This window comes from Streptomyces sp. L7, assembly GCF_050990935.1.
In the GTDB taxonomy this organism is placed as follows: Bacteria; Actinomycetota; Actinomycetes; order Actinomycetales; family Microbacteriaceae; genus Leifsonia.
In genome coordinates this window covers 1,245,008-1,260,880 of the sequence record NZ_CP194644.1, presented here as the reverse complement: position 1 = coordinate 1,260,880, position 15,873 = coordinate 1,245,008, and the positions used below count along the sequence as shown (strand labels likewise).

The following is a 15,873-nucleotide window of genomic DNA, read 5'->3' as shown; positions in this document are numbered from 1 at the left end:
ACATCATGTCGCGGAAGACGCCACCCGCTCCAGTTTCGCCACCCCGATCTTCGAGTCCGCCATCCCGTAGAACACCCAGTCGGTGTCGCCGACCCGCTCGATCGCGGTGGGGAAGACGACGTTCGGCACGATGCCGCTGCGCTCCTCCTCGGTCTCGGCGCTCAGCAGCGGCTCCTCGGTGCGCCGGATCACTTTCCACGGCTCGTCGGCGTCGAGGATCATCGCGCCGGCGGAGTAGTTGACATGCTTCTGCTGGTCGACGCCGCGCTCCAGCCGGCCGGTGACGCCGTGGTGCAGCAGCAGCCAGCCCTCCGGCACCCGCACCGGGGCGGGACCCGCGCCGATCTTCAGCTCCTCGAACGGGTACTCGGGGCCGGCGAGGAAGCGGTTGTGCCGCCACCGGGCCAGCTCGCCGAGGTCGTCGCGCACGGCCGCCAGCGGAATGAACGCGATCCAGATACTGGGACGCTTCTCCTCCAGGCCGGTCGGCGGGTGCGCGCCCTCGCCCTCCCGGACCTCGCCGAGGTCCCACACCGGCCGGTGCAGCACCGCGAGGCTCTCCACGCCGTCCGGTCCGGTCACCGGCTCGGGGAAGAACACCGTGTCCTTGTTGTGGAACAGGGCCAGGTCGACGCCCAGCTCGTCGTCGTACTCGAAGCTCACCGGGCCGAGCCGTCGCCACGACCGCAGATCGGTCGAGACGGCGACGGCGGTGCGCGGGCCGAGGGGGCCGTAGGCGACATACGTCATCAGGTGGAGGCCGAGCGCGGGCACGTAGGTCGTGCGCGGGTCCTCCACCCCGGAGTTGCGCCGGCCGCGCTCGAAGTCGCGCTCGGGCGCCAGCACGACGCCCTCCCGCTCGACGCCGACGGGCACGCCGTCCTCGACCACGACGCGGGCCAGGCCCACGCGCGACACGTTGCCGTCGGCGACCAGCCGCGGCAGCAGGTAGAGCACGCCGTCGGCGTCGCGCCCGGACGCCGGGTTCAGCACACCCTCGGCCTCCAGCGGTTCGCCGGGCTCGGGAGTCATCACCACGCCCGAGCGGGTGAGAGCGTACGGGAAGGGCTCAGTCACTTCGTGACCTCCTTGTAAATATAGAGTTCGCGCTCTCCGCGGGGAGCATCCCAGCCTTGCGCGAACGACCAGCGGCCGTCGATCCTCTGCAGCCCGCCCCAGGCGAGGGACCCCCGCGGTGGAGACCGGTCTGCGTGAACGGGGCGTCGACAGAGTAGTGCGCCTGGGCGGCGGCGAAGTCGTGGTGCTCGTCGGCGTAGAAGAAGTCCAGCACCAGGTCGTCCCCGCGCACGACGGCGCAGGCGACCTCGAACAGGGTGCCCGGCAGCGGCGACAGGTCGAGGTAGGGCTGCTCGGAGAAGGTCCACGAGACCAGGTCGTCTGAGTGCCCGATCATCGGTCGATCCCCGCAGCCCTCGGAGAGGTACATCAGGTACTCGCCGCCGATCCGCACCGCGCGGCCGTGCTCGTCGCGCGGCACCACGGCGCCCTTCGCCCAGCCCAGGGACACCTCGAGCGGGACGACCAGGCCGATCTTCTCCCACGACACCAGGTCGTCGGAGACCATCCCCATGATGTCGACGGCGGTCTCGCCCTCAGCGGTGCGGCGGATCGCGTTGTAGAAGAGGACGTACCTGCCGTCGGCCTCGTAGACCTTCGGGTCCTCGCAGCCCAGCGTCTCGTTGTCGAGAGTCGGGTACACCACCGGGTTGGCGGGGTCGTCGTGCCAGACGCCGTCGCGTCGGACGGCGTGCCCGATGCGGCTGGCGGTCGACTCCATCCGCGGCGAGGCCCGGTAGAAGAGGTGCAGCTCCCCGCCGCGCTCGATCATCGTCGGATTGAAGATCGCGCTGCTCGTCCAGCCGACGCCGGTGGGGTCGTCCCACTGGCCCTCCAGCCGGAAGGTGAGCGACGGGTCCCGCTCGAACGGGCCGATCGCCCAGTCCGGCGCATCGGGGTAGTGCGCCGAGAACTGGTCGGTCGAGATGTGGTCGGTGAGGGCGTTGGAGTGACCCAGCGCCTCCTCGTAGTTGAGGCGGAGGGCGTCGGTGTAGGCGGCGTCCACTGTTCTCCTTGCGTTGCGTGACGGGTGGTGGGCGGGCGGCTCAGCCCTTGACGGACGAGCCGATGTCGGTGGAGATGAAGTAGCGCTGGAACGCGATGAACAGCACCACGACCGGGGCGGCGAGCACCACCGCGCCGGCGAGGATCGAGCCGTACGGGTTGGTCGTGGAGGCCGCGACCGTGCTGATGTAGTTCGCCAGCGACACGGCGAGCGGCTGCAGGCTCGCGTCCTTCGTGATCAGGAAGGGCCAGAGGAACTCGTTCCACGGGCCGATGAACGTCAGCAGCACCACGGTGACGAGCGCTGGGCGCACCAGCGGGAGGGCGATCCTCCAGAGCAGTTTGAACTCCCCGGCGCCGTCCACGCGCGCGGCGTCGAACAGCTCGCGCGGCAACTGCAGGAAGTACTGCCGGAAGATCAGCACCGCCGCCGAGTTGATGGCGAACGGCAGGATCATCCCCAGGTAGTTGTCCGCCAGCCCGTAGTTGCGGGCGATGAGCACATACAGCGGAATCATCAGCAACTGGAACGGGATGGTCTGGACGAGCAGCGCCAGCGCGAAGGTCACGCCGCGCCCGCGCCAGTGCAGGATCGAGAGCGCGTACCCGGCGAGCACCCCGAACACGACCGTGCACAGCAGCACGCCTCCGGTGAAGATCCCGGAGTTCACCAGCCCTGTCCAGAGGTTGATGCGGGAGTCGATCGCCGAGTAGTTGTTCAGCGTCAGGTTGGCCGGATTCGGGAAGGCCCCCGCCACGCTCGTGTCGGGCGCGGCCTGCAGCGACCCGACGAGCATGTAGTAGAAGGGGAACAGGAAGGCGATGGCGCCGATCGTGAGCACGATGCCCTGGATGATCGCCTGCGGCCGGCTCAGCCGCGTGGCGGCGGAGAGGTCGCGGCGACGGCGCTTCCGGGGAGCCCCGGGAGCGAGTTCCGCGCGTGCGGTCTTGAGAGTGGTCATCAGTCGCGTCCTCCCGCGAATCGGTTCTGCAGCCAGCCGATGATCAGCACCAGGATCACCAGTACGACGCCGATCGCGGCGGCGTAGCCGGGGTGACCCTGCTGGATGCCCTGCTGGTAGATGAGGAGCACCGGGGTGGTCGAGTGGCCGTCCGGGCCGCCGCCGCCGGTGAGGAGGTAGGGCTCGGTGAACAGGTTGGCGCCGGTGATCGTGGAGATCAGCAGCACCAGCACGGTCGCGGGCCGGACGCCCGGGACGGTGACGGAGAAGAACTGCCTGACGCGCCCGGCGCCGTCGGTCGCAGCCGACTCGTACAGCTCGTTCGGCACGTTCTGCAGCGCGGCGAGGTAGAGCAGGATGTAGAGGCCGAGCTGCTTCCAGGTCACGTAGATCGCGATGGTCGGCATCGCCAGCCAGGGGTTCACGAACCACGACGGGTTCGGCGCGAGCGGGCCGAGGATCTGGTTCACCAGTCCCGTGCTGTTGAACAGGAACAGCCAGACGCCGATGATCGCGACACTCGCCGTCACGTACGGCACGTAGTAGCTCACCCGCAGGAACGTCCGGAACCGTTTGACGCCGTTGAGCGCGCTCGCGAGCACCAGGGACAGCGCCACCGTGAGCGGCACGTTGATGATCAGGAAGATCCCGACGTTGACGAACGACTGCAGCACTGCGGGGTCGGTGAACGCCTGCACGTAGTTGGCGAGGCCGACGAAGGGCTGGCTGACCTGCGCCCCGGGGGCGGCGAAGAAGTAGTCGAAGAACGACATGTACACCGCGAACCCGAGCGGGTACGCGAAGATCGCGATGACGAAGATCAGGTACGGCGCGCCGAGCAGCCAGCCCAGCGGGTTGCGGCCGAGCAGCCGCTGCGCGAGGAGGCCGCCGCCGCGGGCCGTGCCGGCGGCGGGCGTGGTGCCCGCCGCCGGACGAGCGGAGGTCGTGCTCATGGCTACTTCTGGCTCTGGAGCTGGTCGATCTTCTGCGACGCGCTCTTGAACGCGTCCTCGACCGTGCCGGTGCCGTTGATCACGGCCTTGGAGTAGGCATCGCGCAGGGCCTGCAACTGGGCGATGGTGTTGACGCCCGTCGGGTCGTCAGCCGTCCGCTCGCTCTGAGCGCCGAACTCCTTGTAGGCCGGGTGCGCGTCGAAGTAGCTCGAGTACACGCTCGCGACGTTGGACCGGATCGGCATCTGACCGGTGACGTTCAGCAGCTTGCCGTCCTGGTCCTTGGAGGTCGCGTACTTGATGACGTCCCAGGCCGTGCCCTGGTTCTTGCACGAGGTGTACATCCCGATGTTCTTCGCGTCGGGGAAGGTGTACGTCTGGTCGGCCGACTTGCCGTCCTTGGTCGGGACGGGGACCGAGCCCCACTGCACCTTGTCGCCGTAGTACGCGATCGCCCACGGGCCGACGATGGCCATCGCCGACTTGCCGTCGGCGAACGCGTCGCCGGTGTACTGCTCCTTGCCGGCGAGGCCGTCGGCGTAGATGGTCTTCCAGAAATTGGCGACGTCGATCGAGTCCTGGCTGGTGAGGTTCGACTTGCCGTTCTCGATGAACGTCTTGCCGCCGGTCTGGGCCGCCAGCAGGGGCAGGAAGTCGAAGTTCGGCTGGAAGAACTCGCTGGTCGGGGCCGGGTAGATCGCGTACGGTGCCGCGCCGGACGACTTGATCTTCTGAGCCGCGGCCAGGAACTTGTCGTAGGTCGACAGGTCCGGGTTGCTCGGGTCGATGCCGGCCTTCTGGAAGATGGCCTTGTTGTAGAAGATCATCACCGGGTTCTGCTTCCACGGCATCTGGAAGTAGTCGCCGTTCGGCGACTTGTACTGGTCAGCCGACTTGCCGCTGCGGGACTGGATGTACGAGTTGCCGTCGGAGAACTTCGACAGGTCGACCAGGCCGCCCTGCTTCTCCCACTGGCCGGTGGCCGCGGGCAGGTTGTTGAACACGAGGCACGGCGTGGTGCCCGCCGTGATGGCGGCGCCGATGACCTCCTCGGTGCTCTTGCCGGCGGGGACCTCCTGTGCCTTGATCTGCTCCTTGGGGTGCGAGGAGTTCCAGGAGGAGACCATCGCTTTGCCCCACTGCACCTCTTGGGCGTTGTTGGAGTACCAGATGGTGATCGGGCCGTGCGCCTTCATGGCGTCGGTCTGACCGCCTCCGCCGCTGGAGCCGCACGCGGCCAGGGTGCCGGCGACGACGCCGGCGCTGATGACGGCGACCGCGAGTCTGCGGTAGCCGGTGATGCGTTTGCGCATGATCTGTGCTCTTTCTGTGATTTCAGTGACGCGATGGCGCGGCCGTCGAGGCGCGCACCACCAGTCGGGCAGGGGGCAGGGCGACGTCGGCAGGCTCGCCGTCCTCCACCAGCCGCAGCAGTGCGGTGGCGGCGGCGATGCCCCAGCCGGCCGGGTCGTTGTCCAGGGTCGTGAGGCTCGGATAGATGTAGGTCCCGATCTGGGATCCGTCGAGCCCGGTGATGGACAGGTCCTGGGGGAGCCGGAGGCCGCGCTCGTGCGCGACCCCCATGCCCGCGATGGCCATCGGGTCGTTGCCGTAGACGATGGCGGTCGGAGGCTCCGCGGAGTCGAGGAGCGTCTTGGTGGCCTCCGCGCCCTGTTCGGGCGAGAAGTCGGTGGGGACGACGAGCGGGTGCAGTCCCGCCTCGACCATCGCCTGCTCGAAGCGCTCGCGGCGGCGGAGACCGTGCAGCATCCGCTCGTCGCCGGACACGTGCGCGATGCGCGTGTGGCCGAGTCCGAGCAGGTGTGCCACGAGCTCGTCGATTCCGGAGTCGTAGTCGCGCGTGATGACCGGGAACTGGCTGCCGCCGACCGGCTCGCCGAGCGAGACGGCCAGCGACCCGAACTCCTGCACCAACCCGATGCGGTGGTCGTCGGCCAGGAGGTCGGTGAGCAGGAAGCCGTCGACCCGCTTGTCGAGGGCGAGCCGCTCGTAGGCGCGCGCCTCGGCCTCGTGGTCGGGCACGACCGTCAGCACCAGCACCTGGCCGCGCTCCGAGAGCACGGTCTCGACGCCCGCGATGAACGCCGCGAAGAACGGGTCCACCTCGATGGTGCGGGCGGCGCGTCGCAGGATCAGGCCGAGCGCGTAGGCGCGCCGGGTGGTGAGCCCGCGGGCGCTGGGGTTGGGGGTGAACCCGAGCTCCCGCGCGGTGGCGAGGATGCGCGCGCGGGTCTCCAGCGCCACACCGGGCTTGCCGTTGAGGGCGAGCGACACCAGGCCCTTGCTCACGCCCGCCGCTCGCGCGACGTCGTTGATCGTGATGTCGGCCGGCGTCACCGCGGCACCACCGTGGTGAAGCCGCCGGGCACGACCGTGACGGTGCCGTTGCCGTTGAGCGGGATCGGCGCGCCGACCTGGTGTCCGGCGGCGTCGTAGCGGGTCGCGAGCACCGGGCCGGAGCCGCTGAGCTGCTGCGGCACGGTCGTCGAGGTGGCGTTGACGTAGACGTCGAGGCTGCCGGTGCCGGTCAGGCCGAGGTGCGAGATGACGGGCTGCACGAGCACTGCGTCGAGGCGGGCCCGGCCGTTCACCCGAGCGGTGACGGAGGTCGCCCCGGCGGGGGCGGAGACCGGGAGGGTCTGCGGCAGCAGGAACACCGGGCTGGGCGCGATGCCTTGCGCGCCGGGGCGCACGTTCTGGCTTGTGCCGAGTTGCACAGTGCGGTTGCCCGCGCTCGCCGTCCACGCCGTGGTGCCCGACCCGCTCGTGGCGGTGCCGTCGGGGCCGAGGTCCTCGATCGGGAGGATGCGCGCGGCGGAGTGGCCCGCCGGGAGCGTCATCGTGACGCTCGCACCGGTGGAGGCGGAGACGTATGCGCCGCCCGACCAGTTCGCCGAGCCGGTCCACGCGGACGGCGGGGTGACGACGCTGGCGGGGCCGGTGAGGGCGCCCTTCTCGGCCTCCACGACCTGGAGGCCGTTGACGGCGGTCCGGTGCGTCAGCGCCAGCGCCTCCCGCTTGATCGCCGGATGCGCGTCGAGGGCGAGCATGCTCAGCTCGGTGTGGATGGCCGACTCGGCGCCGCAGTTGTGGTTGACGCCGCCGTCGCCGCCGATCCCGTCGACGCACACGCCGGTGGCCGGGTCGTAGACCGGGACGCCCGCCGGGTTGGCGCCGAAGTACCAGGCGGCCTGGGCGCCCGCGAGGGTGGCGAGGCCGGTCGAGCCGGTCGCGTCGGAGGCCGCGACCAGGCCCTCCACCCGCGAGTCGACGCCGTAGGCGATCTGCGACGGGTCGGCGGGTGTCGGCGTCCAGCCGTTGTCCGGGCCGCCGCTGGCGAGAAGCTGCGGGGTGAAGCTCGCGAGGTCGGTGTTCGCGGCGCTCTGCAGGCTGCCGTCGTGGAGCTGGGTCGCTGCCGCGGTCAGCGCCGCCGGCTGCATGCCGCCCCAGGCGTGCCAGAACGTGGGGGAGTTGGCCTCGGGGAGCAGTGCGCCGAACGGCCACTGGCCGGTGCCGCCGGAGGAGAGCCCGGCGATCCCCTTCGCGTAGCGCTGGAGGTCGGTGCGCGCTTGGCCGTCGCCCGGCGCGGCCGCGGTGTACGCGCTCAGACCGAGCACCGCCTCCGCCGTCGGGCTGGCGCTGCCGACGATCAGCCAGCCGGGCACCGTGACGCCGTTGGCCGTCTCGGTGGTGCCGTACTTCGCGAGCGAGTGGCGCTCGAGCGAGCGGAGCGCGAGCGACATCCGCTGCTGGAGGAACGATGCGAACGCCGGGTCGGACTTCTCGAAGCCGGCGTAGCCCTCGCCGAGCGCCCAGACCGTGCGCGCCAGCCAGTACGACTCGCCCGAGTCGCTCGGGTTCGGCTGGTCGGCCGGGATCGCGGACGGGTTCAGCGTGCCGTCGTGCTGCTGCCAGAGCACCACGTTTCCGGCGTTCGGGCCGGAGTCGACCTGCAGGTAGGTCAGCTCGCGCAGCAGCTCGTAGGCCGAGGCGCGACTTGCCGCGGTGCCGTTCTGCTTCCAGTCCCGGAGGTAGACGACCGCGGCGCGGGAGATGTCGTCGGCGTCGAAGGAGCCCTGTGCATACCAGCCCTTGGTGGCATCCGTGATCGGGCCGCCGCCGACGCGCGTGAAGCTGCCGTCGGCGTTGCGGTTCGCGTACACCCACGGGGCACGCGCGGTCGGCTCCTGGCTCTGCTGATACGTGGAGTGACCCGCGACCCCGGACAGCAACGGCACATCGTCCAGGAGGAAATTCAGGTGGGCGAGGTTCGTCAGCGTGGGGACGGCCGGAGCCGCGGGAGCGGGGGAGGCGTCCGCCGGGGCGGCGATCGCCGGTACGAGCGCGGCGGCGAGGAGGGCTGCGCCCGTCGCTGCGGCGAGGAGTCGATTCCGCTTCATTGCGTTCCTTCTCTGTGTTCGACCGGCGTGGGGCGGGGGACCCGTGCCACCCGAGTCCGACTGATGTCTAAACCGGTTTAAAGGACGGTAGCCGCGCTTTTCCGATCTGTCAACCGGTTCACCCGGCGGTCCACCCCCGGGGGTCTTGTGCCGCTCTGCGCCCGCGACGAGACTGGGGCGACCGGCCGCCGACGTCCGGCCGGGTCACGACCGAGGAGGAAACGTGGAGTACAAGGACATTCCGACCAAGGCTGACATCGAGAGGATCGCGGCGCTGCGCGAACCGGGCTGCGTGAGCATCTACCTGCCCACCGGCACCACCCCGCCGGAGGCGGACAAGGCGCGGATCGAGCTCAAGAACCACCTCGTGCTCGCGGTGAAATCGTTGGAGGGCATGGGCGTCGACCGGCACCGCATCGCCGCCGTCCAGGCCGAGGGCGAAGGGATCCTCGAAGACCGCGACTTCTGGCGCTACCAGTCCCGTTCCCTCGCCGTGTTCCTCGACGGGGAGGTCGCCCAGACCTTCCGTCTGCCCAATCGGCTGACCTCCGCGTGCGAGGTCGCCGACCGCTTCTACATCAAGCCGCTGCTGCGCGCGGTGACCTTCCCGCAGTCGGCGCTCATCCTCGCGCTCGCGCAGAACTCCGTCCGCTTGATCCGCGTCGACCCCGAGCAGCCGCCCGCGCTGATCGACGTCGAGGGGATGCCGAAGGACGTCGCCGCCGCGGTCGGCAAGACCTCCATCAGCGGGCGCGCCGCCGAGGGCCGCATCCAGGGCTCCGAAGGCCAGAAGGTGCGGATGCTGGAGTACGTCCAGGCCATCGAGCGCGCACTGCACCCGCTGCTGGCGACCTCCACCGAGCCGCTGATCCTGGCGGCGACCGAGCCGTTGATCGGCATCTTCCGCGGAGCGACGGACTACCCGCGCCTGGTGGACGACGTGATCGCGGGCAACCCGGAGGACAAGACCGAGGAGGAGCTGGCGACGGCCGCGCGCGGCGTGCTCGACCGCCTGTACGCCGGCAAGATCGACGCGCTCAAGGAGGACTTCTCCACCCGCATCGCCGGCGGCACGGCTCTGGTGGACCTGAGCGACATCGCCCGCGCCGCGACCTACGGCGCGGTGGAGACCCTGGTGTTCGACATCGACCGGCGGGTGCCCGGCTCCCTGGACGACGAGACCGGCAAGATCGCGTACCAGGACGACGACACGGCGGGCAACTACGGCGTGGTGGACGAGATCATCCGCCGCTCGCTGGCCTCCAAGGCGAAGGTCTACGCGCTGCGGGCGGACGACGTCCCCGGCGGAGGCGCCGCCGCGGCGGCCGTCCGCTTCCCCGTCTGACCTGCCCCTCGGCGACCGATCAGTGCCGCTCGGCGCGGGCGAGGGCCAGCACGAGGAACTCTTGGACGGCGGCGAGCCAGTCGTAGACGGCCCGGCGCGTCGCCGACTCCAGGTCGTGCACATCGCCCTCATCGCCGTCCTCCTCGATGCCGAGGCCGGCGGCCAGCCCGAGACGGATGTCGGTGAGCGCGCGCAGCCAGGCCTGGGCCTGGTCGGCGTCCAGCCGCACGTCGACGGCTCCGTCCGGTGCGCCGTCGTCCGCAGGGCCGCTCAGCGAGGCGATGACGAGCTGCGCGTTCCGCGCCTTCGACTCGGCCAGCCGCTCGGCGGTGAACCGGCGGAACTCCGCCGACGCCTCCGGGTCGTCGGGATAGGCGTCCGGGAGCAGGCGGGCCAGGGCCGGGTCTGCAGAGGCGCCGTCCGGCGACCCGGAACCGGCGCGCTCGGCACGGTCCGCCGCCTCGGCGGCGAACCCCCGCAGGATGGCGGCCTCGTCCGCCTCGAACCGCGCGCGCACACCGCCGCCGCGCCGGTCGGCGCGGAACGGCCTCACGCGTCCGCCTTCGTCAGCGTGGCCCACAGCCCGTAGCCGTGCATGGCCTCCACGTGCCGCTCCATCTCCTCGCGCGTGCCCGTCGCGACGACCGCGCGGCCCTCGTTGTGCACGAGCAGCATCAGCCGCCTGGCCTCCGCCTTGGAGAAGCCGAAGTAGCTCTGGAATACATAGGTGACGTACGACATCAGGTTCACCGGGTCGTTCCACACGATCGTCACCCACGGCGCGCCGAGCTCCAGCCGCTCGCCGAGGTCGACCTCCTCCTCGGTGGCGGGCTCCGCCATCGCGGGCGTCACCCCGCCTGCACCTCCGCGATGGCGTCCGCGGCGCGAACGAGTGCCAGGTGGGTGAGCGCCTGCGGCGTGTTCCCCGCCTGCGACCTGCCCTGGACGTCGTACTCCTCGGAGAGCATCCCGACGTCGTTGGCGAGTGAGACGAGGCGGTCCATCAGGCGCACCGCGTCGTCCAGCCGGTGCGAGCGGGCGTACTGCTCGGTCAGCCAGAACGCGCAGGCCAGGAACGGGTGCTCGCCGGGTGGGAGGCCGTCGACGCCGTTGTCGGTGCGGTAGCGCAGGGGAGGCCGTCGCGCAGCAGGTCCTCCTCGATCGCCTTCACCGTGCCGAGCATCCGCGGGTCGTCGTAGGCGCAATAGCCGACCTGCGGGAGCAGCAGCAGCGAGGCGTCCACTTCCGTGGTGCCGAAGTACTGCACGTACGCGCCCCGGTGCTCATCGAAGCCGTTGGCCTCCACATCCGCGCGGATCTGGTCGCGGAGGTGCCGCCACCGCTCCACCGGGCCGTCCAGGCCGTACTGCTCGACGCCCCGGACCGCGCAGTCGAACGCGGCCCACACCAGCACCCGGGAGTGGGTGAACATCCGCTCGTCGCCGCGGATCTCCCAGATGCCGTGATCGGGCTTGCGCCAGTTCTGCTCCAGGTACCCCATCAGCGCGCGCTGCAGCGCCCAGGAGAACCGTGTCTCGGGGACGCCCTGCGTGCGCCCGTGGTCGAGGGCGAGCATGACCTCGCCGATCACATCGGCCTGGAACTGCGTGGAGGCGTCGTTGCCGATCCGGACCGGGTGCGCGCCCTGGTAGCCGGGGAGGCTGTCGAGCTCCCGCTCGGCGAGATCGCGTTCGCCGGCGAGGCCGTACATGATCTGGACGTCGCCGGGGTCGCCCGCGATGGCGCGCAGCAGCCAGTCCCGCCAGTGGTCGACCGAGTCGTCGTAGCCGTGGGCGAGCAGCACGCCGATGGTCAGCGACGCGTCGCGCAGCCACACGTAGCGGTAGTCCCAGTTGCGCTCCCCGCCGAAGTTCTCGGGCAGCGAGGTGGTGGCCGCCGCGACGATGCCACCGGTCTCCAGGTGGGTCAGCGCGCGCAGGATGAGCAGCGAGCGCACGACCTCCTCGCGGTACGGGCCCTCGTGGTCGCAGCTCTCCGCCCATTTCGTCCACCACTCCCGCGTGGTCTGCAGGGAGGTCTCCACGTCGAGTGCGTGCGGCGCCGGGCGGTGCGACGGGAACCAGGTCATCGACAGGTCGACGGTCTGGCCGGCATGGACGGTGAAGGTCGACTCGTGCGCGTGGTTCGACGCATGCAGCGCCGACCCGCGGAACACGAGCCCGTCCGGGCCGGCGACGGCGACGAGCGCAGCCGGCTTCTCGCCGGTGACCTTGCGCACCCACGGTATCGCGCTGGCGTAGCCGAAGCGGATCCGCAGTTCCTCGCGCAGCTCCACGTGCCCGCTGACGCCGCGTACGCGCCGCACCAGGTCCGCCCGGTGGTCGCCCATCGGCATCGCGTCCACCACCTCCACCTCGCCGGTGGCGGTGCGCCAGCGGGTGACCAGGATCATGGTGTCCCGCTCGTACTGGCGCGTGCTGGTGGCTTCGGGGTCGGTCGGGGCGAGCAGCCAGCGGCCGTGGTCCTCGGTGCCCAGGAGGGCGCCGAACGTGGACTGCGAGTCGTACCTCGGCAGGCACAGCCAGTCGATGCTGCCGTCCCGTCCGACGAGGGCCCCGGTGAAGCAATCACTGATCAGGGCGTAATCCTCGATGGGGAGCGACATATCCCCAGTATGGCCGTACTGTGAAGCGCATGACGCAGTCCGTGGGCACTCTGGTGATTCTCGGAGCGAGTGGCGATCTGTCGTCCAGGCTCCTCCTCCCTGCGATCGGGCAATTGCTCACCCACCACCCGGATCGGCGTTTCCACCTGGTCGGCTCCGGGGCCGAGGACTGGTCGGACGCGCATTGGCGGTCCGTCGTGAAGGCGTCCTTCAAGACCGTGAAGGCCGGCGGCCCAGCGGTGGAGCAGGTGCTCACGAGCACGGTGTACCTGCCGGCGGATGTGACGAAGCCCGACGACCTGCGGAAGATCTTCGACGCGTGCGATGGAGCGCCCGCGCTGTACTTCGCCCTGCCGCCGGCGATCACGGCGAAGGCGTGCGAGGCGCTCGGCAAGCTGACGCTTCCGGCCGGACTGACTCTCGCGCTGGAGAAGCCCTTCGGCACGGACAAGCGCTCCGCCATCGCGCTCAACAAGCGGCTGGCGACGCTGGTGCCGGAGGAGCGGATCCACCGTGTGGACCACTTCCTCGGCAACTCCACCGTGCTGAATCTGATCGGCCTGCGCTTCGCCAACAGCATCCTGGAGCCGGTGTGGAACGGCGACCACATCCAGAGCGTCGACATCGTCTACGACGAGTCGCTCGGGTTGGAGGACCGCGCCCGCTACTACGACCACGCCGGGGCGCTGATGGACATGATCCAGAGTCACCTGCTGCAGGTGCTCGCGGTGTTCGCGATGGAGCCGCCCAGCGCGCTCGACGCCACCGACCTGCGCGACGCGAAAGCGGCGGTGCTGCGGGCGACCCGGGTGTGGAAGGACGATCCGGTCGAGGCGAGCCGCCGCGCCCGCTACACGGCGGGGACCGTCGGCGGGAAGAAGCTCCCGGCCTACACGAACGAGCCGGGCGTCGACCCGGCGAACGACACCGAGACGCTCACCGAGGTGACGGTGCAGATCGACACCTGGCGCTGGGCCGGCGTGCCGTTCACGCTGCGTTCGGGCAAGGCGCTGGGCTCGCGCCGGCGCGAGATCCTGGTCACCTTCAAGCCGGCGCGGCACATCCCGCGCGGGCTGAAGGGACACCGTGAGCCGACGATGCTGCGCATCATGCTGGCGCCGGACGCCATGTCCCTGGAGCTGAACATCAACGGCCCGGACGACCCGCACGAGATCGAGCGCGTGGCGCTCAGCGCGGAATTCGGGCCCGGGCTGCTTCTGGCCTACGCCGAGGTGCTGGAGGGCATCCTCGACGGGGACCCGTCGCTCTCGGTGCGCGGCGACACGGCGGTGGAGATGTGGCGGATCGTCGCGCCGGTGATCGCGGCGTGGAAGAAGGAGGAGGTGCCGTTGCAGACCTACCGCGCCGGCTCGGACGGGCCGGCGTCGTGGAAGAGGATCGGCTGAGCGGGGCGCGACCAGCGGGGCTTCAGGCCGCCGGACGCTCCGCGATCGCGGGGAACTCGCCCGTGACGGGCTTGCGCAGGTCGGTCCACACAGTGATCGGGGCGGGCTCCCAGCCGAAGGCGGCGGGCTCCTCGTGCTCCTGCTCCTCGTGCTCCTGCGTCTCGTCGACCGACGCGGCTGCTGCGATGGCGACGGGCTCGGCGGGAGCGCGGTGCTGCGGCTCGGACGCGACCACGACGGTGGTCTCCCCGGCCTCCAGGCGGCGGCGTGCTTCCACCAGGGCGGCGGTGATGCCGACCGAGACAGACTGCGCGAGGACGGAGTGGAAGATGGAGTCGGTGTCGTCGGTCGAACGGCGCGACACGGTCCATTCACCGCGTTCGCCGATCAGCTCGGCGATCTTGATGTGGACCACCTCGAGGATCTGTGCATCCGTGAGCTGAGGAACGGGCGCCGCCTGCACCTCGGCGGCGGCATGCCGCCTACGACCAAACATCGCGATACCCCTTCCAGGTTCTCCGTCGAGAACCAGTCTCGGGGGTATTCACCTCATAGCGCGCGGACACGCCGTGCGAACTGCGGAAATCGTCCGGTCAGCGCCGGATTTCGCGCCCGTCGGCTTCGCGGGACTCCTCCAGGACCGTCCCGACCGCGATCACGACGCTCAGGGCGGCGCTGATCCACATCAGCGGCACCCGCCAGTCCCGCGGCCCCTGCTTGGTCGACTGGATCGTCGTCCACAGCCCGATGACCGCGCTGATGATCGCTCCGTTGAAGATGAACTTGCGCATCCGCGTCCTTTCGCTCGTTCCGCCAGGGTACGCTTCCGAGGGCGCCGGGTTGAAGGGGTGCGCCGGGTTGACGATGTCGCAGGGAGAGGAGTGGGATGCGGACGGCGATCGTCGGCGCTGTGCTGCTCCTCCTGGGTGCGGTCGCGGTGCTCACCGGGCTGCTGCCCGGCGCGGACGCTGTGGCCCTCTGGGACCGTGTCTGGCCGATCCTGCTCTTCGTGATCGCGGTGACGGTCGTGACCGAGCTGGCCGCGGAGGCCGGCGTGTTCACGGTGGTCGCCCAGCAGACCGCGCGCTGGGGTCGCGGGCGCGCCTGGCTGCTCTGGCTGCTCGTGGCTCTCGTCGCGACGCTGAGCACGATCTTCCTGTCGCTCGACACCACCGCGGTGCTCCTCACGCCGGTCGTGATCGTGGTGGCCCGGCACTCGGGGCTCGACCCGCTGCCGTTCGCCCTGACCACCGTCTGGATCGCGAACACCGGGTCGCTGCTCCTCCCGGTCTCCAACCTCACGAACCTGCTCGCCCAGCACGCGATGGGCGACCCCACGCCGTTCGCCTTCGCCGCCCTGATGTGGGCGCCTGCGCTCGTGGCGATCGTCATCCCGCTGGTCGTGGTGTTCGTCATCTCGCGCACGCGGCTGCTGGTCCGCTACGAGACGGGGCCGGAGGACGGGATCGAGGACCCGGTGCTGTTCTGGATCGCCGCCGCCGTGGTGGTCGCGCTGATGCCGCTGCTGGTGTCGGGCATCCCGGTGTGGATCCCGGCCTCGGGCGCGGCGGTCGTGCTGGTCGTGGTCTTCGCGGTGCGGCGGCGTTCGGTGCTGCGCTTCGGTTTGCTGCCGTGGCAGCTCGTTCTGCTGGCGTCGGGTCTGTTCCTGTTCATCGAGGCGCTGCACGCGAACGGCCTCGGCACCGTGCTGGCGCGCGTGTCGGGCTCGGGGAGTCACCACTCGCGCTGCTGCGGCTGTCGCTGACCGGGATGGTCGGCGCCAACGCGATCGACAACCTCCCCGCTTACCTCGCGCTGGAGCCGGCCGCGGGCAGCCCGGTGCGGCTGGCGGCCCTGCTGATCGGGGTCAACGCCGGTCCGCTGATCACCCCGTGGGCCTCGCTGGCCACGCTGCTGTGGCACCAGCGGCTCACCTCGTTCGACGTCCGGATCCGCTGGGGCCGCTACATGCTGCTGGGCCTGATCGTCGCCCCCGTCACCGTCGTCCTCGCGACGCTCGCCCTGGCCGCCAGCGCCTGACCCGCTCCGCACAGGGGTCGCAACACGCCGCTATCGCG

General features: G+C 70.6%; 15 protein-coding genes and 1 pseudogene. 4 read left to right on the top strand and 12 right to left on the bottom strand.

Features of this window, described 5'->3' with window-relative positions; translation table 11 throughout:
• Window positions 1-3: 3 nt before the first annotated feature.
• The 7 genes from ACR5MH_RS06350 to ACR5MH_RS06320 all read right to left on the bottom strand — a co-directional run bounded on the left by ACR5MH_RS06350 (window position 4) and on the right by ACR5MH_RS06320 (window position 8,418).
• On the bottom strand, window positions 4-1,032 hold the full coding sequence (locus ACR5MH_RS06350) for a glycoside hydrolase family 130 protein (RefSeq protein WP_431346560.1): 1,029 nt from the start codon (window positions 1,030-1,032) through the stop codon (window positions 4-6).
• Between the two features lie 37 nt (window positions 1,033-1,069).
• Window positions 1,070-2,083 (bottom strand): hypothetical protein, encoded by a 1,014-nt coding sequence (locus ACR5MH_RS06345; RefSeq protein WP_433862415.1) that lies wholly within the window; start codon window positions 2,081-2,083, stop codon window positions 1,070-1,072.
• 40 nt (window positions 2,084-2,123) lie between these two features.
• Window positions 2,124-2,957 (bottom strand): carbohydrate ABC transporter permease, encoded by an 834-nt coding sequence (locus ACR5MH_RS06340; protein WP_433862612.1) that lies wholly within the window; start codon window positions 2,955-2,957, stop codon window positions 2,124-2,126.
• A gap of 86 nt (window positions 2,958-3,043) precedes the next feature.
• On the bottom strand, window positions 3,044-3,997 hold the full coding sequence (locus ACR5MH_RS06335) for a carbohydrate ABC transporter permease (protein WP_433862414.1): 954 nt from the start codon (window positions 3,995-3,997) through the stop codon (window positions 3,044-3,046).
• Between the two features lie 2 nt (window positions 3,998-3,999).
• Window positions 4,000-5,310, bottom strand: coding sequence for an ABC transporter substrate-binding protein (locus ACR5MH_RS06330; RefSeq protein ID WP_431346119.1), 1,311 nt, complete (start codon window positions 5,308-5,310; stop codon window positions 4,000-4,002).
• Window positions 5,311-5,332: 22 nt separating this feature from the next.
• The gene (locus tag ACR5MH_RS06325; RefSeq protein WP_431346120.1) at window positions 5,333-6,355 is read right to left on the bottom strand and encodes a LacI family DNA-binding transcriptional regulator; all 1,023 of its coding nucleotides are present in this window, start codon (window positions 6,353-6,355) and stop codon (window positions 5,333-5,335) included.
• Complete coding sequence (locus ACR5MH_RS06320) at window positions 6,352-8,418, bottom strand: hypothetical protein (RefSeq protein ID WP_433862413.1); 2,067 nt, start codon at window positions 8,416-8,418, stop codon at window positions 6,352-6,354. The genes ACR5MH_RS06325 and ACR5MH_RS06320 overlap by 4 nt, the downstream gene beginning before the upstream one ends.
• A gap of 223 nt (window positions 8,419-8,641) precedes the next feature.
• On the opposite strand from ACR5MH_RS06320, the gene ACR5MH_RS06315 reads away from it, so the two are divergent.
• Complete coding sequence (locus tag ACR5MH_RS06315; RefSeq protein WP_431346123.1) at window positions 8,642-9,763, top strand: hypothetical protein; 1,122 nt, start codon at window positions 8,642-8,644, stop codon at window positions 9,761-9,763.
• Window positions 9,764-9,782: 19 nt separating this feature from the next.
• Here the strand turns inward: ACR5MH_RS06315 and ACR5MH_RS06310 are convergent, their stop codons facing one another.
• The 3 genes and pseudogenes from ACR5MH_RS06310 to ACR5MH_RS06300 form a co-directional block, all read right to left on the bottom strand.
• On the bottom strand, window positions 9,783-10,316 hold the full coding sequence (locus ACR5MH_RS06310; protein WP_433862412.1) for a DUF2017 domain-containing protein: 534 nt from the start codon (window positions 10,314-10,316) through the stop codon (window positions 9,783-9,785).
• A complete protein-coding gene (gene clpS, locus ACR5MH_RS06305) occupies window positions 10,313-10,603 on the bottom strand; it encodes an ATP-dependent Clp protease adapter ClpS (RefSeq protein ID WP_431346562.1) in 291 nt (96 codons plus the stop codon). Before clpS ends, ACR5MH_RS06310 begins: the two co-directional genes overlap by 4 nt.
• Before the next feature lie 8 nt (window positions 10,604-10,611).
• Window positions 10,612-12,389 (bottom strand): annotated as a pseudogene (locus ACR5MH_RS06300) (glycoside hydrolase family 15 protein).
• Between the two features lie 29 nt (window positions 12,390-12,418).
• Between ACR5MH_RS06300 and ACR5MH_RS06295 the strand changes: the two are divergent.
• Entirely contained in the window at window positions 12,419-13,795 is a 1,377-nt protein-coding gene (locus ACR5MH_RS06295) for a glucose-6-phosphate dehydrogenase (protein WP_431346125.1), read from the top strand.
• Between the two features lie 22 nt (window positions 13,796-13,817).
• Here the strand turns inward: ACR5MH_RS06295 and ACR5MH_RS06290 are convergent, their stop codons facing one another.
• A complete protein-coding gene (locus ACR5MH_RS06290; RefSeq protein WP_431346126.1) occupies window positions 13,818-14,291 on the bottom strand; it encodes a hypothetical protein in 474 nt (157 codons plus the stop codon).
• Between the two features lie 97 nt (window positions 14,292-14,388).
• Window positions 14,389-14,586 (bottom strand): hypothetical protein, encoded by a 198-nt coding sequence (locus ACR5MH_RS06285; protein WP_431346127.1) that lies wholly within the window; start codon window positions 14,584-14,586, stop codon window positions 14,389-14,391.
• 95 nt (window positions 14,587-14,681) lie between these two features.
• On the opposite strand from ACR5MH_RS06285, the gene ACR5MH_RS06280 reads away from it, so the two are divergent.
• Together ACR5MH_RS06280 and ACR5MH_RS06275 are read left to right on the top strand one after the other, a co-directional pair.
• Window positions 14,682-15,560, top strand: coding sequence for an SLC13 family permease (locus ACR5MH_RS06280; RefSeq protein ID WP_433862411.1), 879 nt, complete (start codon window positions 14,682-14,684; stop codon window positions 15,558-15,560).
• A gap of 5 nt (window positions 15,561-15,565) precedes the next feature.
• Window positions 15,566-15,835, top strand: coding sequence for an ArsB/NhaD family transporter (locus ACR5MH_RS06275; protein WP_433862410.1), 270 nt, complete (start codon window positions 15,566-15,568; stop codon window positions 15,833-15,835).
• The last annotated feature ends 38 nt before the right edge of the window (window positions 15,836-15,873 follow it).